The organism is Terrabacter sp. P2_E3 (genome assembly GCF_056403915.1).
The window spans coordinates 151,727-170,729 of the sequence record NZ_JBFUEN010000007.1; the positions used below are offsets into that span (position 1 = coordinate 151,727).

The 19,003-nt window shown below is 66.4% G+C and carries 19 protein-coding genes; 9 read left to right on the top strand and 10 right to left on the bottom strand.

Annotated elements, in window-relative coordinates; genetic code table 11:
- The first annotated feature begins 7 nt into the window (after positions 1-7).
- Together AC1DW8_RS10915 and AC1DW8_RS10920 are read left to right on the top strand one after the other, a co-directional pair.
- Positions 8-1,003 (top strand): carbohydrate ABC transporter permease, encoded by a 996-nt coding sequence (locus tag AC1DW8_RS10915; RefSeq protein ID WP_235508551.1) that lies wholly within the window; start codon positions 8-10, stop codon positions 1,001-1,003.
- Positions 1,000-1,902, top strand: coding sequence for a carbohydrate ABC transporter permease (locus tag AC1DW8_RS10920; RefSeq protein ID WP_056780646.1), 903 nt, complete (start codon positions 1,000-1,002; stop codon positions 1,900-1,902). The genes AC1DW8_RS10915 and AC1DW8_RS10920 overlap by 4 nt, the downstream gene beginning before the upstream one ends.
- 24 nt (positions 1,903-1,926) lie before the next feature.
- Here the strand turns inward: AC1DW8_RS10920 and AC1DW8_RS10925 are convergent, their stop codons facing one another.
- From AC1DW8_RS10925 to AC1DW8_RS10935, 3 genes are all read right to left on the bottom strand, one after another.
- The gene (locus AC1DW8_RS10925) at positions 1,927-3,354 is read right to left on the bottom strand and encodes a hypothetical protein (protein ID WP_056823498.1); all 1,428 of its coding nucleotides are present in this window, start codon (positions 3,352-3,354) and stop codon (positions 1,927-1,929) included.
- Between the two features lie 115 nt (positions 3,355-3,469).
- Complete coding sequence (locus AC1DW8_RS10930; protein ID WP_478093927.1) at positions 3,470-4,369, bottom strand: class I SAM-dependent methyltransferase; 900 nt, start codon at positions 4,367-4,369, stop codon at positions 3,470-3,472.
- A 73-nt stretch (positions 4,370-4,442) separates the two neighbouring features.
- Positions 4,443-4,811 (bottom strand): VOC family protein, encoded by a 369-nt coding sequence (locus tag AC1DW8_RS10935; protein ID WP_478093930.1) that lies wholly within the window; start codon positions 4,809-4,811, stop codon positions 4,443-4,445.
- A gap of 181 nt (positions 4,812-4,992) precedes the next feature.
- On the opposite strand from AC1DW8_RS10935, the gene AC1DW8_RS10940 reads away from it, so the two are divergent.
- Entirely contained in the window at positions 4,993-5,676 is a 684-nt protein-coding gene (locus tag AC1DW8_RS10940; protein ID WP_478093932.1) for an alpha/beta fold hydrolase, read from the top strand.
- Positions 5,677-6,069: 393 nt separating this feature from the next.
- On the opposite strand, the gene AC1DW8_RS10945 is transcribed toward AC1DW8_RS10940, so the two are convergent.
- The gene (locus AC1DW8_RS10945) at positions 6,070-6,501 is read right to left on the bottom strand and encodes a hypothetical protein (protein ID WP_478093934.1); all 432 of its coding nucleotides are present in this window, start codon (positions 6,499-6,501) and stop codon (positions 6,070-6,072) included.
- Between the two features lie 276 nt (positions 6,502-6,777).
- On the opposite strand from AC1DW8_RS10945, the gene AC1DW8_RS10950 reads away from it, so the two are divergent.
- A complete protein-coding gene (locus AC1DW8_RS10950) occupies positions 6,778-7,248 on the top strand; it encodes an SRPBCC family protein (protein ID WP_478093936.1) in 471 nt (156 codons plus the stop codon).
- A gap of 70 nt (positions 7,249-7,318) precedes the next feature.
- Here the strand turns inward: AC1DW8_RS10950 and AC1DW8_RS10955 are convergent, their stop codons facing one another.
- Both AC1DW8_RS10955 and AC1DW8_RS10960 read right to left on the bottom strand, forming a co-directional pair.
- Positions 7,319-7,732, bottom strand: a complete 414-nt coding sequence (locus tag AC1DW8_RS10955; protein WP_478093938.1) for a (R)-mandelonitrile lyase — start codon at positions 7,730-7,732, stop codon at positions 7,319-7,321.
- Positions 7,716-8,639: a helix-turn-helix transcriptional regulator gene (locus tag AC1DW8_RS10960; RefSeq protein WP_478093940.1), complete on the bottom strand. Its 924-nt coding sequence runs from the start codon at positions 8,637-8,639 to the stop codon at positions 7,716-7,718. Before AC1DW8_RS10960 ends, AC1DW8_RS10955 begins: the two co-directional genes overlap by 17 nt.
- A 171-nt stretch (positions 8,640-8,810) precedes the next feature.
- Here AC1DW8_RS10960 and AC1DW8_RS10965 point away from each other — a divergent pair, with 171 nt between their 5' ends.
- Positions 8,811-9,833: a zinc-dependent alcohol dehydrogenase family protein gene (locus tag AC1DW8_RS10965; protein WP_478093944.1), complete on the top strand. Its 1,023-nt coding sequence runs from the start codon at positions 8,811-8,813 to the stop codon at positions 9,831-9,833.
- 29 nt (positions 9,834-9,862) lie between these two features.
- Positions 9,863-10,453, top strand: a complete 591-nt coding sequence (locus AC1DW8_RS10970; RefSeq protein ID WP_478094063.1) for a sugar O-acetyltransferase — start codon at positions 9,863-9,865, stop codon at positions 10,451-10,453.
- A gap of 133 nt (positions 10,454-10,586) precedes the next feature.
- Here AC1DW8_RS10970 and AC1DW8_RS10975 read toward each other — a convergent pair whose 3' ends face one another.
- Positions 10,587-11,444, bottom strand: coding sequence for a hypothetical protein (locus AC1DW8_RS10975; protein WP_478093946.1), 858 nt, complete (start codon positions 11,442-11,444; stop codon positions 10,587-10,589).
- A 229-nt stretch (positions 11,445-11,673) separates the two neighbouring features.
- On the opposite strand from AC1DW8_RS10975, the gene AC1DW8_RS10980 reads away from it, so the two are divergent.
- From AC1DW8_RS10980 to AC1DW8_RS10990, 3 genes are all read left to right on the top strand, one after another.
- Positions 11,674-11,868: a hypothetical protein gene (locus tag AC1DW8_RS10980; protein WP_478093948.1), complete on the top strand. Its 195-nt coding sequence runs from the start codon at positions 11,674-11,676 to the stop codon at positions 11,866-11,868.
- A gap of 177 nt (positions 11,869-12,045) precedes the next feature.
- Positions 12,046-13,953, top strand: coding sequence for a CocE/NonD family hydrolase (locus AC1DW8_RS10985; protein WP_478093950.1), 1,908 nt, complete (start codon positions 12,046-12,048; stop codon positions 13,951-13,953).
- 413 nt (positions 13,954-14,366) lie between these two features.
- The gene (locus AC1DW8_RS10990; protein ID WP_478093951.1) at positions 14,367-14,930 is read left to right on the top strand and encodes a hypothetical protein; all 564 of its coding nucleotides are present in this window, start codon (positions 14,367-14,369) and stop codon (positions 14,928-14,930) included.
- 400 nt (positions 14,931-15,330) lie between these two features.
- On the opposite strand, the gene AC1DW8_RS10995 is transcribed toward AC1DW8_RS10990, so the two are convergent.
- The 3 genes from AC1DW8_RS10995 to AC1DW8_RS11005 all read right to left on the bottom strand — a co-directional run bounded on the left by AC1DW8_RS10995 (position 15,331) and on the right by AC1DW8_RS11005 (position 19,001).
- Entirely contained in the window at positions 15,331-17,082 is a 1,752-nt protein-coding gene (locus AC1DW8_RS10995; protein ID WP_478093953.1) for an AIPR family protein, read from the bottom strand.
- A 630-nt stretch (positions 17,083-17,712) separates the two neighbouring features.
- Entirely contained in the window at positions 17,713-18,150 is a 438-nt protein-coding gene (locus tag AC1DW8_RS11000) for an HIT family protein (protein WP_478093955.1), read from the bottom strand.
- On the bottom strand, positions 18,147-19,001 hold the full coding sequence (locus AC1DW8_RS11005) for a macro domain-containing protein (RefSeq protein ID WP_478093957.1): 855 nt from the start codon (positions 18,999-19,001) through the stop codon (positions 18,147-18,149). Before AC1DW8_RS11005 ends, AC1DW8_RS11000 begins: the two co-directional genes overlap by 4 nt.
- Between the last annotated feature and the right edge of the window lie 2 nt (positions 19,002-19,003).

Sequence of the window (19,003 nt, forward strand, 5' to 3'; positions counted from 1 at the left end):
AGCCCCGATGAGCGACAGCACCACGGTGTCCCCCGATCCCGCCCCCGTGGCGGGGTCGGGGGACCGTCGTTCGCGTATGCCGTCCCGCGCCGGTCGTCGGCGCCGCGCGGGACGCATCGGCCAGGTCCACCCCCTCGTCGCGCTGCTGTGGCTCGCGCCGGCGCTCGCGCTCATCCTCGGCGTCGTGCTCTACCCGGCGATCAAGCTCTTCGACGCCTCGCGCGGCGAGTACTCCATCACCGGACTGCGCAAGGGTGACGCCGGCTGGGACAACTACGTCAAGGTGCTCGAGCACCCCGACCTCGGCACCGTGCTGCGCAACACCGTCGTGTGGGTCGTCGCGGTCGTGGCGATCACCATCGTCCTGAGCCTCGCGCTCGCCCAGTTCCTCGTGAAGAGCTTCCCGGGACGACGCTTCGTCCGGTGGGCCGTCATCATCCCGTGGGCGGCCTCGCTCGTCATCACGAGCCAGCTCTTCGTCCTGCTCTACGACTACAACTACGGGATCATCAACCACATCCTGTTGAGCCTGCACGTCATCGGCACGCCCATCGACTTCCTCGGTGACGACAGCTGGACGATGTTCTCGATGGTGGTCGTCGGCGTCTTCGTGTCGCTGCCCTTCACGATCTTCGTCTTCATCGCCGGCCTCGGTGCGATCCCGGACGACGTCATGGAGGCGGCCACCGTCGACGGTGCGAGCCCGTGGCAGCGCTACTGGAACATCACGCTCCCGCTCATGCGCCCGGCGCTCATGATCGCGACGGTGCTCAACGTCATCTACGTCTTCAACAGCTTCCCGATCATCTACACCCTCAACGACCGCAACCCCGGCTACCTGCACGACACGACGATCACGTTCATGTACAAGCTGGCCTTCAAGAGCCAGGAACACGACGTGGGCATGTCGGCGGCCGCGGGCATCTTCAACGTCCTGCTGATCCTCGTCGTCGTCGGCATCTACCTCAAGATCATCAACTGGCGCGAGGAGACGAGCCGATGAGCACGACGACGGCTCCTGCGCCCAGCGCTGCGGGCACGCCTGCGCCGCAAGGCAACCCCACGGCATACAACCGGGATCCCAAGCGGCGCAAGCGGATCCTCATGGCGATCGGTGGCGCGCTCGTCGCGTTCGTCTTCATCGCGCCCTACCTCGTCATGGTGCTCGACTCGCTGCGCACGAGCAGCGACGTCAAGAGCACGCCGCCGAGCATCCTGCCGAAGGTCTGGCAGTGGGACACCTACGCCCAGATCCTCGGCGACGAGCGGTTCCTCAACTGGCTCAAGACCTCGCTCATCGTCGCGACCGGCTCGACGGTGATCGTCATCCTCGTCGCGATCCCCGCGGCCTTCATGACGGCGCGGCACCGCTTCCCGGGGCGCGGTCTCTTTCTGCTGCTCGTGCTCGTGACCCAGATGTTCGCGCCCACCTCGCTCGTCGTCGGCCTCTACCGGCAGTTCTTCGAGCTCAACATGATCAACACCTACGGCGCGCTCATCCTCACGAACGCGGCGTTCAACCTCGCCTTCGCGATCTGGATCCTGCACGGCTTCTTCTCCTCGATCCCACTCGAGGTCGAGGAGGCGGCGGCCCTCGACGGTGCGAGCCGGTGGCAGATCCTGCGCAGGGTCATGCTGCCGCTGACGCTGCCGGGCCTCGTCACCGCGACGATCTTCACGTTCATCGCGGCGTGGAACGAGTACGTCGTGGCCCTGACGCTCATGATCGACGACGACAAGAAGCCGCTCACGGTCGGCATGCGGGCCTACATCACCGGCTACGAGCAGCACTGGGACCAGCTCTTCGCGGCGTCGGTCATCGCCGTCGTGCCGGTCGTCATCCTCTTCGCGATCATCGAGAAGCACCTCGTCGGCGGCCTCACCGCGGGGTCCGTCAAGTAGTCGACGCGTCCCCGCCGGCCGGTCTCAGATCCAGGCCGGTGGGGGCGGCACGACGACGCCGACGACCGACCCGAGGTCGGCGACCTGCGTCCCGGCTGCCTTGATGCGCACGCACTCCGCGGGCGCGCACCAGCGCGGCACGACGCCGCCCTGGGCCTGGCGCACCATCATCCGCAGCGTGCCGGCCATGATCGAGCCCTTGCTCGTGGCTCGTTGCGCCGGGTCCTGGTAGAGCACGACGGGGCGGCGGGTGCCCGACGGCCCCGGCACGGTCGCGCGGTCGACGAGGGCGGCATACTCGCTCCGGGTCTGCTGGTGGGCGCCGATGTTGGCCCGCCACGTCAGGACGCCGAAGACGGTGAGCGCGGCGAGGCAGGCGATCCCGATGCGGGGCGACCACCCGGCGCCACCGAGCAGCAGGGCCGCGGGGACGAGGACGGCCATCCACGCCCAGAGCTCGCCGCGCGGGTCGGTGACGACGCCGGTGACCACGGTCTGCGCTGCGCTCAGCGCGACGACGACCGCGAGCCCGGCCACGAGGCGCACCAGCAACGGCCGGATCGTGCGGTCGAGCCAGGCGGCGACGACGGCGACGATCCCGACGAGGGCGGCGATCCACAGCGCGGAGCCGAGGCGGAGCGCCTCGCGGGCGAACCGGCCTGCGTTGACCCGCAGGGTGTGCAGGTCGTGGATCGGGTTGGGGTGTCGCCACGCGGCGATCTTGAGGCCGAGGTGCCCGAAGAAGATGCCGTTGAGGCCGTAGATGACGGCGACGCCCACGGCGTACGCCACGACGTAACCGCCGGCGAGCAGCAGCACGTCCTTCCACGGGCGGGTCCGCAGCTGGACGACGGCGGCGAGGAAGAGGACGACGCCCACCGGCGGGTAGGTCAGGGTCGTCAGGACGGTGGCGAGCAGGAGCCACACCGCGAGCCTCGGCCGGGTGCGCGAGGCCCACGGCAGCGTCCACACCGCGGCGGCCGCGATGAGGACCGACGGCGTCAGGGTGCCGGGCCAGTAGAGCAGCTGCACCCAGAGCGCCGACGCGAAGACCGTGACGCCGAGGAGCGCGTCGACCGCCCAGTGCAGCGCGCGGTCGACCGGACGCAGCACGCGCCACAGGCCCGCGACGAAGACGACGTATGCCGTCACGTACGTCAGCGACGCCGTGAGCGGGGTGCTGTGCTGGCCGACGCCGACCCACCAGGCCCAGTTGAGCCAGCGGCCCTCGGAGAGGTTCTTGGCGTAGACGCTCGTGGCGAACGGGGTGTGCGGCGGCAGGAGGAAGGGCCAGTCGTCGCGGCGGATGAAGGGCACGACGGCCTGCGACACCGCGTCCGTCAGCACGAGGGCGAGGACGAGCACCGCGGTGACGACGAGCCACCGGGGCGGCAGCCAGCCCGGGCGGGCGGTGCGTGCGGTGCCGGTGGCCGCCGCGGTCGGTGCCGTCATGGTGCGGACCCCTTCACGGGAGGGAGGAGCGGTGCCTACACGGTACGCAGGTGCGGTGGACGAACCGGTCGTCTGCGGGCTCTGCCCAGCGACTTTCCAGCGGACTCGCCGCTCGTCAGCTCGATCGCGCTCCGAGTCGAGCCACGGCGACTCGACCGTTGGCGAGTGATCCGGCACTGGCGTGCGGGGTGTCGTAGCGAGCCGTGCTCTCGATCAGACTGACATCGCTGTCGACGACCCAGCCGCGATCGGCCAGGAGCCGGGCGATCTGTCGCTCGGACCACAGGGACCGCCAGGGCTCGCCGGCCAACGGGGACACGGCACCCGACAGGCGGGAGACCAGTCCGGCCACGCGCCGCCCCACCTGTGCCGACAGGGAGCGCGACTGGTACTGCGCGACAAGGACGCTGCCGGCGGCGGAGATGCCGGTGAGGGCGTCGAGGGTGGCGGTGACCTGCGGGCGCGAGAGGTAGGGGATGACGCCTTCCCAGATCCACACCGTGGGCCGGAGCGGGTCGTGCCCGGCGGCGGCCAACCGCGGACCGAGCGGTTCATGGGTCAGATCCACGGCCACGAACCGCAGGTCGCACACCGGGGAAGGAAGGGTCTCGGCTCGACGGCGCAGGTCGGCCTGGGATGCGGGGTGGTCGAGCGAGAACACTGTGATCCCGCGCAACGCGGGCAGGCGCCACGGCCGGCCGTCCAGCCCGGCGCCGAGAAGGACGACCTGCCAGGCCCCGCTCTGCTCGAGCGTCCTGCTCACCGCGGTGTCGATGAGCACGGTGCGCGGCGCCATCACCGCGGCGCAGGCGCTCACCGACTGCACCACCAACCGGGCGCGGCCGTCGTCGGGGAGCTCACCGCGTCGAGCCAGCCGGACGGGCTCGAGCTCCGCCTCGGACAACAGCCGCTCGGCGACGGGGTCAGCGAACGGCTCGACCCCAGCGCATCCGTCGGCCACGGCGCGGCCCTGACAGACGAAGACCGCCGTCCGACTCGGTTGTCCCGGTTCCACGCTCCGACCCTACGACGGGTTCCACGGCGACCGCTGGGGCGGCGTGGGCGCGACGCTGCGTCTCGCAGAATGCTCAGGACTGCAGGGAGAGGTTGTTGCCGTCGGGGTCGTGGAACCAGGCGACCCGGGCGCCGTCGGGTGCGGTCCAGATAGCGCGGTCGTCCTGGGCCATGCCGTCGTAGCGGTTGAAGGTGACGCCAGCCGCGGTGAGCCGGTCTATCTCGCCGTCCAGGTCTGCGACGATCCATCCCAGAACCGTGTAGGGCGCTGTGCGGACCTCCTCCACGGCTGCGATGCGAAGCTGGCTGGTGGGCGTGTCGTGGACCAACGCAAACGGTCGCGCGTCCACGAGATCGAGGCCGAGAACGCCACCGTAGAACCGCTCGGCGGCATCCAGGTCACTGACGCCGACGAATCCGACCTGTTTCACATGTCCGAACACCTCGTCTGCTCCTTCCCGACACGCGAATCATGGTGCAGCGTCCCGTGAAACAGTTGCATCACACGGGGATCGAGCGCCAGCGTTCAGCCGCCACTCATTGCGGCATGCTCCCCACCGGCGGCGGTTGGACGCAGTCGTGCGACGGTCAAGCGGAGACCTATCGGTCTGGTTACAGTCAGGTGTGCCTACCTTCGTGCTCATTCCGGGAGCAGGTGGGTCGGCGTGGGTCTGGAGTCGAGTCGCGAGGTTCCTGTTCGAGGCCGGGCACCAAGTGATCGCGGTCGATCTGCCCGGCGACGACGAAGCCGCCGGCCTGCACCGCTACGCAGAGCTGGTGGTGAACGCGATCGGTTCACGCTCGGACGTCGTGCTCGTCGCGGGGTCGCTCGGAGGCTTCACCGTGCCGCTCGTCTGCGAGCGGGTGCCCGTCCGGGAGGTGGTGCTGGTCAACGCGATGATCCCTGATCCGGGCGAGACGGCTCGCGAATGGTGGGCGCACACCGGGGCGTTCGAAGCCCAAGAGGAGGCAGCCCGCGCTGGTGGCTACGGTCCCTTCGACGTAGCGACGTACTTTCTGCACGACGTCGATGCCGAGGTCGCCGCCGAAGGTGAGCCGTATCAGCGCGCCGAGGCGGACGTCGCGTTTGAATCGGTCTGTGACTTCACGGCCTGGCCATCGGTCAAGATCCGTGTCCTGGCGGGCGCGGACGACCGTTTCTTCCCGGTTGGCTTGCAGCGCCGGATCGCTCGCGACCGGCTGGGCGTCGAGGTCGACGTCCTTCCGGGTGGGCATTTGCTGCCACTCGTACAGCCTCGGTTGGTGGCCGACTACGTGCTGCGGACAACCCGCTCTGGCGACTTCTGATGAGTCCGTCGCGTGCGCTACCGACGAGCCCTCGCATTCGCACTTTGGCCGATATCGCCGGCGGCCCATGAGCGGGTCAGCTCAGGCCGGCATCAACTCATCAGAGAGGGTCACAGCGCACGTGGTCAGGATGGGCAGCTAGCGGCGGGGTGACGCACGTCGTGAGCGCGCGGTTCGCCGCTGCGTGATTGACGAAGCCCGGAGAGCTGATGATTCGGTCTTCATGTTCGCCACGCACGAATGGCAAATGACCAGGGGGATCGTTCCGCCGTTCCTCACCCTCCGTGGCGTCGAGTCACTCGTCACCCATCTGGGATGGCAGCGGCGCGCCGAGGGGTCCCCCCCGTCCAGAGTGGGCCCGGTACTGGCTGCGCCTTGGAGACAGCTCGGTTGTCAGGAGACGGCCCGCTTCACCAAGGCGATGATCTTCTCCTCCTCAGCAGGTCCAATCTTCAGGATCGCGAAGGAGGTCGGCCACATGTCGCCGTCGTCAAGGTTCGCAGTCGGGTCGAAGCCGATCGTGCAGTACCGGACCTTGAACTTCGTCGCCGGCTGCATGAAGACGCAGATCTTGCCGTCGCGTGCCCATCCGGGCATGCCGTAGTACGTCTTGGACGCGAGTTCCGGAGCGTGCTCGCGCACGATCGCATCGATCTTCTCTGCCATGACCCGTTCATCCTCCGGGAGCTGGGCAATCACATCTGCGAGCGCCTTGTCCAGGTCCTGTTGCTTCTGTGACGCCTTACGCTCAGCGGCGGCCGCTTTCATCGCGGCGCGTTCCTCCGCGCTGAACCCGCTCTTCGCAGTCTTCTTGGTCTCAGCCATATCCCAACGCTGCCCGACATCGGGCTGGGTTGTCGAGCGCCTGAAACCTTCGTGCAGCTGACGTGTGTCGAACCCCGTCCGTGCGGACATGTGTGCGGGTCGGGGCCGGGTCGACTCGCGGAGGTAAGACGCACCGCAAACTGCAGTCCTGACCCTCGCGGCAATCGCCACCGCGCGAGGGACGTGCCGTCCGCACTCGCCCCCGGTGATGGTGTAGGCAGATCACCGCGACCTGCCTAGGCTGGGACTGGTCGCCGCACCGATCGAGGAGGCTTCATGGCTGGGAGCGTGATTCGGTTCGAGGCGCGGACGGTGATCCGTCGCCCGGCGAGCGAGGTGTTCGAGCGGCTCGCCGATCTCCCCGGCTATCGGCAGTGGATGCACCGTGACGGCGTGTTCGGCGGCACGGAGCTGACGTCCGCGCTGCCGGTGCGGTCGGGCACGACGTATGTCGACCGGACGCGGATGGGTCGCTTCGTCGGGGAGGTGACCGAGCACGTGCCGTCGACGCGCCTCGCCTTCAGCGAGACGTTCAGCATCTTCGGCCACCCGCTCACCCAGGCGCGTCCGCGCTACGTGCTCGAGGTCGACGGTGACTCCACGGTCGTCCACCACACCGCCGAGGCGGAGCTCTACGGCGTGGCTCGCGTGTTCAAGCCAGTCGCCGCGCGAATGGTGACGCGGGAGCGGTCACACACCCTCGCCTCCCTCGAGCGCTCCTTCGAGGGCTCTCCCGAGACCTCGTAAAAGGGCCGTCAGCGCGGGCTTGCGCGCGTCCCCTGCTGGGCTGCTCGTGTCGGCGTCAGGGCTGGGTCGGTCAGTCGGTGAGCGAGGGGGCGGCGGCATACTCCTCGTCGGTGACGGGGGTCAGCCACTGCACGACGTCGTGGTCCGCGTCGCCCTCGTTGATGGCGACGTGCACCATGAGCCGGGTGGGCGCGGCGCCGTGCCAGTGCTCCTCGTCGGCCTCGAAGAGGACGCGGTCGCCGGGACGGATGACCTCGATCGGGCCGCCGCGGCGCTGGCAGAGGCCGATGCCCTCGGTGACGAAGACGGTCTGGCTCAGGGGGTGGCGGTGCCAGTGGGTGCGGGCGCCGGGCATGAAGTGCACGAGGTTGGCCGAGACGCGCGACGGGCTGGGCGCTGCGGCGACCGCGTCGATGTAGACGTCGCCGGTGAACCAGTCGCTCGGGCCCTTGACGGTGTCGACGGAGCTACGGGTGATCTGCATGGGTTTCCTTCTGAATGTTGGGGATCGCGCTGTCGGTGGTCGCGGTGGGGCTCGGGGTGTCGGCGGCCCAGGAGGCGAGCAGCTGGAGGCGCTCGGCCGAGGGCGAGCCGGGCTCGGCGGTGTAGACCATGAGGACGAGGCCTGGCTCGGCGGTGATGGCGAGCTCCTCGTAGGCGAGGGTCAGCTCGCCTACGACGGGGTGGGTGAAGCGTTTGGTGCCGGTGCCGTGGGTGCGCACGTCGTGGGCGCTCCACAGCCGGCGGAAGACCTCGCTCTGCGTGGAGAGCTCGCCGACGAGGTCCTGCAGGCCGCGATCGTGCGGGTCGCGGCCGGCCTCGGTGCGCATGATGCCGACACACATCCCGGCGAAGAGCTCCCAGTCGGGGTAGAAGTCGCGGCTGGCCGGGTCGAGGAACTGGAAGCGGGCGAGGTTCGGCAGGCGGCCGCCCTCGCCGATGACGGGCGAGTAGAAGGCGCGGCCGAGCGCGTTGGTGGCGAGCAGGTTCTGGTGCGGGTCGCGCACGAAGGCGACGGCGTCGCGGATCGACTCGAGGGCCCACTGCAGGCTGGGCCGGGACGCAGGCTTGCCGGCCGCGCGTCGGCGCGGGCGCCCGGACGTGGGTATGCCGTCCGCTGCCCTCGCGAGGTCGAGCAGGTGAGCGCGTTCGGTGTCGTCGAGCTGCAGGGCGCGAGCGAGCGCGTCGAGGACGCCGGCCGAGGCGCCGGCGATCTGGCCGCGCTCGAGCCGGGCGTAGTACTCGACGCTGAGCCCGGCGATGGTCGCGACCTCGCTGCGGCGCAGGCCGGGCACGCGTCGGCCGCGGCTGACGGGCAGGCCGATCTGGTCGGGGGTGATGCGGGCGCGGCGGGTCATGAGGAACTCGCGCACCTCTTGGCGGTTGTCCACGCCTTCGAGACTAGGCCGCGTCGAGGGGTGGGCCGAGCCGTGAGAGGTGCCCTGTCAGTACGTGCCTCGACAGGGACTTCCTCGGCCGCTCGCCGGCGGGTTCACTCGTGTGGTGGGCCGTTGGCCCGGCGGGCGTCTGCCCGCGAGAAGCGAGCTGAAGGAGTTCACGCGATGCGTGGAGTTGTCATGTACGGACCCGGCGACGTGCGGGTGGAGGAGCGCGAGGACCCGAGGATCATCGAGCCGACGGACGCGATCGTCCGCCTGACGGCGACGTGCATCTGCGGCAGCGACCTGTGGCCCTACCGCGGCGTCGAGCCGGTCGACCACACCCTCATGGGCCACGAGTACGCCGGGGTCGTCGAGGAGGTCGGCTCGGAGGTGAGCACGGTCAAGGCGGGCGACTTCGTCGTGGGGTCGTTCGTCATCTCCGACAACACGTGCGAGATCTGCCGGGCCGGCTTCCAGTCCAAGTGCGTCCACGCCGAGTTCGTCCATGGCGGGATCGGCACCCAGGCCGAGCTGGCCCGCATCCCGCACGCCGACGGCACGCTCGTGGCGACCCCCGGGCAGCCGGACGAGGACCTCATCCCCTCGCTGCTCGCCGCCTCGGACGTGCTCGGCACCGGCTGGTTCGCGGCCGACGCCGCGCAGGCCTGCCCGGGCAAGACGGTCGCGGTCGTCGGTGACGGCGCCGTCGGACTCATGGCGATCCTCGCCGCGAAGCAGCTGGGCGCAGAGCGGATCATCGCCATGTCGCGTCATCCCGAGAGGCAGAAGCTCGCGCGCTACTACGGCGCGACCGACATCGTCGAGGAGCGTGGCGAGGCCGGTGTCGCGAAGGTCAAGGAGCTGACCGGCGGCCTCGGGGCCCACTCGGTGGTCGAGGCGGTTGGCACTCGCGAGTCGTTCATGCAGGCCGTCGGCGCGACCCGTGGCGGTGGGCACCTCGGCTACGTCGGCGTCAACTACGACGTGCAGATCCCCGGCATCGAGCTGTTCTTCGCCGGCATCCACACGCTCGGTGGGCCGGCGCCGGTGCGTCGCTACCTGCCCGAGCTCATCCAGCTCATCTGGGACCGCACGATCGATCCCGGCAAGGTCTTCGACCTCACCCTGCCGCTCTCGGAGGCTGCTGCCGGTTACGCGGCGATGGACGAGCGCCGGGCGACCAAGGTGCTGCTGACGCTGTGACGACGACGGAGCGGACACCCGGCGGTCGGCTGGATCTGGAGGACTTCCTCGAGCACGTGCGGGCGCGACGGGTCATCGAGGGCGGGTCGGAGGCGCACGCGTTCATGCATTCGGCGTCGCAGGAGGCGATGCGCGTCCTCGCCGAGCTGAACGGCGCCTACCGCTCGCCGGACGAGGTGCGCGCGCTGCTGTCCCGGCTGACCGGTCGGGAGGTCGCCGAGTCGGTGACGGTCTTCCCGCCGTTCTACTCCGAGTTCGGCAAGAACCTGACTCTCGGTGAGGGCGTCTTCATCAACATGGGTTGCCGCTTCCAGGACACCGGCGGCATCAGCATCGGCGACGGGTCGCTGATCGGCCACGGCAGCACGCTGACGACGCTCAACCACTCGATGGACCCGGCTCGGCGCGCCGACATGGAGCCGGCGCCGGTGACGATCGGCCGCAACGTCTGGCTGGGCGCCGGCGTCACGGTCGTGCCCGGCGTGACGATCGGGGACGGCGCCGTGATCGGGGCGGGCGCGGTCGTGACCAAGGACGTCCCCGCCGACACCGTCGCCGCCGGCGTGCCCGCGAGGGTCATCCGCCCGACCGGCTTCAGCGTCAATGGAGGATCCTTCTGAGGTGCTGAGCCAGCCGAGAGTCGTCTCTTCGCGCTGAGCGGAGGTCAAGTGCACGCACCGCGACTGACGGCCGCCCCGGACTGGAGACGTCTGCCGGCTGGAGACGGCTTTGACTGCACCAATCAAAGCGGCGTCAGTCCCCTGTTTCGGGCCGCCACTTCTCGAACTTCGGCGTCCCGGCGGGCATCCAGACGATCTCGAAAGCAGTGTCGCTCGGTTCCACGGCGTTGGAGTCAAACCCACCTGTGTATGACGCGACCCACCCGGTCTTTTCCTTCTTGGGGATGGCCTTCTGGAAGTAGTCCATCCCGTGTTCCGCAACGAAGTTCTCCATCGTGGATGGGGACTCTGCCAGGGCTATCTCCTTGCTCGTGACGACTTCCAGCAAGAACTTGTCAGTGGCTTGGTCGCGCGCGATGTCGGCGATGATCAGCTTGACCTGGTCCTTGTATCTGGACGTCGACTGATCGAGCTTGCCCGTGTAGATCCAGTACTGGTCCAGCTTCGCCACCGTCTGTCCCTCGTCGACCGAGACGATCTCGTACTTCGGCCCGTGGTAGCTGTACGCCTCCGGTTCAGGTGCGGTGGTGGTCGCACTTGGGCTCGGCGTCTCAGAACGCGTTTCGGTGGCTGACGCCACCGACGTGCCGGGAGACGCGCTCGGTGCGGGAGTGCCACCTCCAGCACGGAGCCCGACGGCAACGCCCGCGATCACCATGAGAATGACCAAGGTCCCGCACACTGCCACGGCGCGCTTCTGAGTCTGCGGCTCAAAGCCACGAAATGCCGCGTAGCACTGTAGTGCGAACGCCTTGAGGTACGTGCCGGCCGTCTTCGGCTTGAGGCGGCGGAAGGTGAGGTCCGTCCACAAGAGCCCGGCACTCTGGTTGACGAGCTCCCAGCCGTCCTTCTCCCATTTGGCGATGTTGCTCGCCTCGGTGCCCCTGATCGCCCGCACATCGTGGTGCTCGTACTGCACGTCCTCAGCCACCCGGCTCCCCGCCCTATCGACTTGTCTCTCACGGATACATCGTGAGGAGAGTAGTGGTGCGGCGTCCGTGCTCGGACAACAGGGTGCTTTCACGAGGAGAGGCAGGAATACGTCTGTCGAGTGACGTCAGCCTTGGAAGGAGGGCGGCCGGGTGAGGCAATTTGACCGTTTGTTGCCCGTATCGGTCCGCGCACCTGACATAGTCGGCCCGGCCGCCGAGCCGGTGAACATGGGCGACCTGCTGGACGGCCGGCGGGTGGGGGTCGTCGGCTTCCAGGAGTTCCGCAGCAGCGCGTTCCTGGAGCTGACCACCCACGGCCTCGCCACCTTCGACCTCGCGTACGACGTGCAGGCCTTCCGAGAGTCGCTGCCACGCATCCGGATCATCGTCATCAGGGACTTCGATCCGGCCGACTTCCTCTGATCCGGCGGACTCGCTAGCGATCGTCGTCGGTGTCGTCGTCGGGGCAGCCGGACAGACAAACGGACAGCATCGCATCCGGTTCGCAGCACCCTCCCTTTCCGGGCATTTCGTCGCTACTTTGAGAAAGCCCCTCACCCTCAAGGGACATCGCCGGTTCCGGGGGCAGGAAGGACTCACATGAGAGCCAGGATCCTTGCCCTCGCCAGCTCGCTCGCCGTGGCCGCACCGTTGGCCATGGGGACTGTCGGGGAGGCCAACGCCGCACCGCCCAGCGTCACCGAAACCCCGCCCGTCACTCTCGTCGACGGGATGACCTCGCCGAAGTACGACTACGCGACCGCCATCCGCGAGACCGTCTGGGTCGACACGCCCGACCTGGACGGGGACGGCAAGGCAGAGCGCATCGCCACCGACATCATCCGGCCGCGCGAGCTCGACGGCACCGCGCGGGTGCCGGTCATCATGGACGCCAGCCCCTACTACCTGAGCCTCGGCCGCGGCAACGACGGCGAGTTCAAGGAGTATGCGGCTGACGGCAGCCCGACGAAGTTCCCGCTCTACTACGACAACTACTTCGTCCCCCGCGGCTACGCGTTCGTCGCCGTCGACATGGCCGGCACGGCCCGCTCGACCGGGTGCACCGACGAGGGCGGCCGCTCCGACGTCGAGTCCGCCAAGGCGGTCGTCGAGTGGCTCAACGGCAAGGGCAGCGCCCACGACTCGAGCGGCGCCCTCGTCCAGGCCACCTGGAGCAACGGCAGCACCGGGATGATCGGCAAGTCCTACGACGGGACGCTCGCCAACGGCGTCGCCTCCACCGGCGTCGACGGGCTCAAGACGATCGTGCCGATCAGCGCCATCAGCTCGTGGTACGACTACAACCGCTGGCAGGGCGCCGTGAAGTCGCGCCACTACGCGAGCAGCCTCTCGCGCACCATCGCCCAGCGCCGCACCATCCCGACGGACTGCTCGGCGCGGCTGGCCTACATGGACGCCAACGACGCCGACTCCACCGGCGCCTACACGGACTTCTGGGCCGAGCGGGACTACCGCGACGGCACCTTCTACGACGCGTCCAAGGTCAAGGCGAGCGTCTTCATCGTCCACGGGCTCCAGGACACCAACGTGAAGACCATGAATGCCTCCAAGTGGTGGGAGGCCTTGGGGCAGAGCGGAGTCGAGCGCAAGATGTGGCTCAGCCGCCTCGGCCACGTCGACCCGTTCGACCACGACCGGCATGAGTGGGTCACCACCCTCAACCGGTGGTTCGACCACGAGCTCATGGGGATCGACAACGGGATCGACCGTGAGCCGGCCGTCCGCGTCGAGACCGCCCCGGACCAGTGGGAGACCTCCAAGACGTGGCCGATCCAGTCCGCGCGCACGATGTCGCTCAACCCACGCGAGGACGGCACGCTGGCCCTCGGCAAGCAGGACCCGGGCACCGCCTCCTACGTCAACAACTCCCGCCTGTCGGAGACCAATGCCGTCTCGCTGACTGCCAACCCGAACCGGTTGCAGTTCCTCACCGGAGCGGTGACGAAGGACGTCCGCATCTCGGGCACGCCGACGGTCGACCTGACGGTGACCCACTCGGCTCCGGTCGGGCAGGTGTCGGTCATGCTCGTCGACTACGGCGCCATGGACCGGGTCAGCACCTCCGGTGACGGGGCTCAGACACTGACCACGGAGACTTGCTGGGGAGGGTCCATCGCCACGGACGACGCCTGCTACAAGGACGTCACGCGTCGCCTGCAGAGCACCCAGCTGCAGGTGCTGGCCCGCGGTTGGGCCCGCCTCGACGGGGCCGGCCAGCACCAGGTCACCGTCGAGCTGGCCGCCAACGACATCGTTGTCCCAGCTGGCCACCAGCTGGGACTCGTCGTCAGCGGGGCGAGCAACGGCGTGATCGCCGTCGACACCAGCGCAGGGACGTATGCCGTCGACCTGCGCTCCACGCGGCTGAACCTGCCGGTCTCAGGCTCGATGAGCGGCTTCGCACCCGGGCGCCTGACCGCCAAGGACACCGACAACCTGGCGAAGGGCACCCTGCCCGACTTGGACGAGACCCTCTGGCCCCGGTGATACGCCGCGCACGCGCGGTCGCTAGTCCCTAGCGCCGGCTTCCAGTACGAGCGGCCCCCACTCCTGAACGCAGGGAGTGGGGGCCGCCCCTTAGCCCGGTGAGGAGTTCGCCCCGAAGCGTGCAGGCATGAAATGCGTGACGCAACGCGGTCGCTCGTCGTGTGCGGTGCGCCCAAACGCGGCGGAGTGACGCGGCCGCTTGCCGGGTCACACCGAAACGTAGAGAGGCCAGGATCGCGGTTGGGAGACCCGTCGTGCCTCGAGCTGATTCGGTGGCGGGTACAAATGTGGCAAGGTTCGTCTTGGGGGCCGCAGCGTGAACGACCTGCGATGGAGATTGTTGATCACTTGAGCGGCTGTTACGGCGGGTAGCCTTCACGCTGATTTGCCGCGCATTTTTGAAAGGAGCCTCAGTGGGCGACGAAGGCGTGCAGAGTGGCATCTCGGTGTTCTTGAGCTACCCCAAGCCCTGTCAACAAAAGCAGCAGGCGTTCGTTGACCGCGTGCGCGCTCATCTGATCGAGCGGGGGTTCGCGCCGCGCACGTTAGGGGTAACCGACTACGATATGGACGCGCCATTGAAGGCCATCCGCCGCCTGATGCTCGAGTCGAATGGCCTCATCACGATTGCCTTCGGTCGTACCCACATTGGCGAAGGCAGCGGCAACTTCCGATCCGACCTGGGAATCGAAGAGCGCCCATTACGAGACGTGTGGCTTACGTCGCCTTGGGCCCATATCGAGCCAGCCATGGCCTATCAAATCGGACTTCCCGTGCTCATTTTTCGAGAGGCTGGAGTCGTAGCCGATGGGATCTTGGAAAGCGGGGTGCTCGGTACATATATGCCCGAGGTCGATCTCAGTAGTGACCTTGAGCCGTACTTCAGCGGGCCCGCGTGGGCGCATGTGATTGCCAAGTGGGAAGGTTACGTCCGAGCCGTTGTAGAGGCGAAGGGCAATCCTCCTCGCCTCTACTAGCGTCATCCCCACTGCTGTCGCAGGCTTGGACAACCCGTTCTCGCACTGGTCCGCTCACGCATCAAGCTCGAACCAGGGCCCGCACACGCATCGGCCGGCTCGCGGGCGAAGGGGTGCGTCTTTCGGCCATCACTCGAGCCGGAGACCGATCCATCCCTGACGGCTGGACCACTTAAGCGCGGGCGCGCATGTGACGGGCGATCGGGCCCTGGCTAACGACCGTCTCTTCCGGGCTCAGATCCAAGGACCACTGGGCGAACTCGCGGAGCGGAGTGCACTTCCTCGATTAACAACACGAGGTGATCCACGATCTCGTCCAGATACTTGTTGGCCATGGCTGCCGTCTGGTGACGCTACCGACGCAATACCGTGTCTCTAACAGCGAGCGTGGCCGCGAGGCCTAGGTTGCGGGGCCGAGCCTATCCGCGGGCTTGAGTAGGCCGTCCGTCAATTGGCCTGATTTCGTGAGTTGGTAGACAGTTCGGCGATATGTCTTGCGCGCGTGGCCAAAATAGGTATTCACCCGACCAATCGTTGACCGTATAGTCTCTTCAGGAATCGCGGCGACATCAATGCGAGCAAGCGCTTCTGGCGTCACACGGCCACCCGGAATTGAAGCCACCGCGAGCATCATAGCTACATGCCACTGCGTGTACCATAGCTGCGTCTTCCTCTTTTGCCCGTGGTATACCTCAAATTCATGGTCAAGGCCGCTCTCACCCAGAAAGCCTTCAATGCGCTTTGTCAGCCGAGCGCATGCCAAGAAGGTTCCGAGCGGGTATTCCGTTGAGAATATTCGCCCATAGTTTCGATCGTCCGCGACCAGCCGCGTGTGCGAGTTTACTTTTGCAGACAGGTTTGGTTCCTGCAGGAGTGCGGCCGTGACCGCTCTTGCCAATTGTGGAATGGTGACGATCTTATCGAGCGGAAATCCTTCGTTTCGGTACGAGTTTCTGCGCCGCTCATAGACCAGTTCGGTCCCATTGAAGTAATCTTCAATGTCTGCGTGAATAGACTCAGCAGCGCGAAGAACTCCAGCAGTGATGCCTGTCTGGCTGTTCGTCGCGACAATTATGCGATCTCTTGCGGCTTCATCCTGGGGCACCACGACGCGGACCATCACCGACCGATCGTCGAGTTCCATGTCCTTCAAGCGGGAATGTTCCACGATGGCCATTGATGTCTGCAATCCGTTGACGATCTTAGGCTCTCGCATTGCAAGTTTTCTGTACCCTTGGCGCACTTCGTCTGCGACGATTGTCACGCCGTTATTCAGGGTCCAGAAATCGTCGGCACCTGGTTGTCCAAGCGTCTCCAGGATGGCGGCATTGACTCGATTCCCACCCTCATAGTCACGCACGTTGGCTAAAAATAGTCTGCGTCGGCGCGTACCGTCACCCTCAGTCAAGAAGGCCGCGAAATCGGAGAGTTTAGCGAGGGAAATAAATCCGCGCCCATTCGAGGAAAGTGGATCCTCGGAAACGCCTAGTGTCAGCCATTCCGGCCGGGGTTGGCGAACGAGGGTCAGCAGTTGAGGCGCGCCGATGAATTCGAACTGTGCGTCCGATCCCGGGAAGAGTCGCCCACACAGAGTCTCAATTGTGTCCACTTGCGGCGCGAATGCAGGATGCGGGTTCTCTCCACGCGTGACATAACAAACACGGATGCGCATGTTGCCAATGTTGCCGATGTTGTCCAGATAGAAGTCGCGGAACATCGCCACTCGCTCAATCAGTTTCTCGCTATATAGGCGCCGCAGTTCACGCATGTCGCGCGACAGGTCAAAGAGGGTGCTCAGTGTCGACACAAGTTTGTCAATCGCAGTCCCTGAAAAGGATCGAGAGACTTTGGCTTGGAAGATCAGGACGTCGACGTCCAGGTTTCGCTTCCCTTGTTTGCCATGTGTCGGGGACAGAGGGTCCCCAGAAACAAGAACATAGAATCCGTCCAGGCCACCGTCCATTCCCCCTCCGATGAGTCCTTCATGCAGCTCATCGACGCTTAGATCGAATGCCTTGAGCAGCTCGGACGCTGCGAGTAGTTCGAAGAATTCCTGGTCCGAACGGTCCGGAGCCATCGACTGGTGGCGCTCCCTCAAAAGGGTTTCAAGGAGGACCTGAACGTTCGACAGCGGGTCGGGCGCTGCAGCCATCTGCCACTCCACTTCTAGTGGGTTTGTTCTGGGGAAAGACGCGGCGGGAGAAACTCATGGTCTTGGTCGGTGCATTAAAGGTACCGGACAACTAATCGAGTGGCACTGACAGGACCAATGTCTCGGGGGAGTTGCAGTCCGTGGGAGCGTGCGACCAGTATGTGGCCGATTGCGTCAACGCGGGGTGCTATGGCGCGGGGAGCATGGCTGGCGGCGAAGTGGCACAGTGCTTGGTTGCTGCTGGCTCTCTTGTGGCGGCCGTGGATATCGAGACTGGCTCTCCTCCGCGTCAAGACGCCGCCGGTAGGCCCATTCTGGCGCGCAGGATGGCGGGTGCGGGGAGTGGCTTGTTTGAAGTGCTGATGCGGGGCTGTGAGCCAGGCGCGCTGGAGTCAGAGTCGTTACCCCGGTGCCCTCCGGGAAGTCACCGTCTGCCGTGCCGCGCCGGCGAGCAGCGTGCGGGGGTGGGTAGTGGCCGCGCTACGACACGTCGCGGCCACATGGCACCCCATATGCAAACCTGGCCGGGCGAGCGCGACCAAACCAGCATCGGTCCGCGGACGAAGTGGGTCAAGTGTGGAGTTGAGGCGTCCGGCGACCACGCCTTGGCGTGGTTAGTGGTAAGCGTGACTAATGTCGTAGCGCTGGTCGAAGCCTCGATGCGATCTCCTCGGTCTCCTCGAGGGTTAGTTCGCGCACCTGGTCCCACTCCGTTCCACCCCCGGGGACCGTTCCCGCGACATGTGCGTGAAAGTGCGGAATTGCCTGATGGGCGTCAACACCATTGTTCTGCCAAACGCTGATTCCGGGTCGTCGTTCTACTTCGTCAATGACGCGCGCGGCTTCGCGTATGAGGCGCATTACGGCCTCAGACTCAGCATCGGTGATGTCCAGAACCGTCGGCGCGTGCCGCGTGGTGATGATGAGCAAGTGTGATGATCCACGCTGCTCGCGCGTCACCAAGATTGCGGCCTGCTTCTCGCGGTGAAGGAACGTGAAGGGGCGAACGCCGCTCAGGTAGTCACAGAAAGCGCACGGGTAGGCGTCCGGGACGTCTAAGTGGTTCACGACGACTTCTTCAGGGAGGTGAGGAAGTCCTGGATCTCGAGCATGTCGATGCGCTTCTCGTCTTCAGGGCGCACCACGATTCTCAGCTCCTCACATACGCGATCCTTGCGCGAGGCGAATACGAAGGACAAAATAAGAAAGCGGATTGCATCTTGAATCGGAAGCACCGTGGACATTCCGGACTGGCCCAAGCCGATGATCGGTGCGGAGACCGCATCACCGTTAGACCGGATGCGGACTTCATCCCACAGCTTCTCCATTGCCTCCCACAGAACACCCATCGAGGAGGACGCTTTGTTATGTGCATCAAGCGTCGTGTACGCCACGCAGAAGTAGTGCTTCCGCTGGTGCCTAACGGTCGCAACGGTGCCGAGCGCATGGCGCTTGGTGTTTCCTGGTTTGGTAACCGTGTCGACGATCGGCTTGTTCGCCAGCGCCGTTTTCAGGTCCCGACGAAGACTGCCGACGTCCTGCTGGTAGACCTCAGCCAAGAACTGCCCTTGAACACTTGAACTGGCAATAATGTGCGGGGTCTCGATGTCGAAGGTGTCAGCCATGCCGATGACGAGGTTGGTGTCCTGTTTGAAGAGGTCGCCGGTGACGAGCCGAATCTTGGTGTTCGGCGTGGTGTAGTGCTGCTCGACCGGGTACGGCCACGACTTCCAACAGGCGTAGGCCAAGGCTACCGCCGGGACTATCAAGATCTCGGGAGGATCTAGTTCGCCTAGGACGTTAGGAAAGAAGAGGTCGAAGAGGCCCAGAACTGCGGACAACGCGCCCAGCGCGGCGAGGCCGTGCATCGCCATCCCACGCCAGAACCGCTTATTGCGAAGGTCACGAGTGATGGACACGC

Excerpts from the sequence above, each read along its gene's own strand:
- AC1DW8_RS10925 (WP_056823498.1), bottom strand. The coding sequence starts at position 3,354 with ATGACGGCACCGACCGCGGCGGCCACCGGCACCGCACGCACCGCCCGC.
- AC1DW8_RS10965 (WP_478093944.1), top strand. The coding sequence starts at position 8,811 with ATGCGTGGAGTTGTCATGTACGGACCCGGCGACGTGCGGGTGGAGGAG.
- AC1DW8_RS10950 (WP_478093936.1), top strand. The coding sequence starts at position 6,778 with ATGGCTGGGAGCGTGATTCGGTTCGAGGCGCGGACGGTGATCCGTCGC.
- AC1DW8_RS10985 (WP_478093950.1), top strand. The coding sequence starts at position 12,046 with ATGAGAGCCAGGATCCTTGCCCTCGCCAGCTCGCTCGCCGTGGCCGCA.
- AC1DW8_RS10980 (WP_478093948.1), top strand. The coding sequence starts at position 11,674 with ATGGGCGACCTGCTGGACGGCCGGCGGGTGGGGGTCGTCGGCTTCCAG.
- AC1DW8_RS10995 (WP_478093953.1), bottom strand. The coding sequence starts at position 17,082 with ATGGCTGCAGCGCCCGACCCGCTGTCGAACGTTCAGGTCCTCCTTGAA.
- AC1DW8_RS10915 (WP_235508551.1), top strand. The coding sequence starts at position 8 with ATGAGCGACAGCACCACGGTGTCCCCCGATCCCGCCCCCGTGGCGGGG.
- AC1DW8_RS10920 (WP_056780646.1), top strand. The coding sequence starts at position 1,000 with ATGAGCACGACGACGGCTCCTGCGCCCAGCGCTGCGGGCACGCCTGCG.
- AC1DW8_RS10955 (WP_478093938.1), bottom strand. The coding sequence starts at position 7,732 with ATGCAGATCACCCGTAGCTCCGTCGACACCGTCAAGGGCCCGAGCGAC.
- AC1DW8_RS10945 (WP_478093934.1), bottom strand. The coding sequence starts at position 6,501 with ATGGCTGAGACCAAGAAGACTGCGAAGAGCGGGTTCAGCGCGGAGGAA.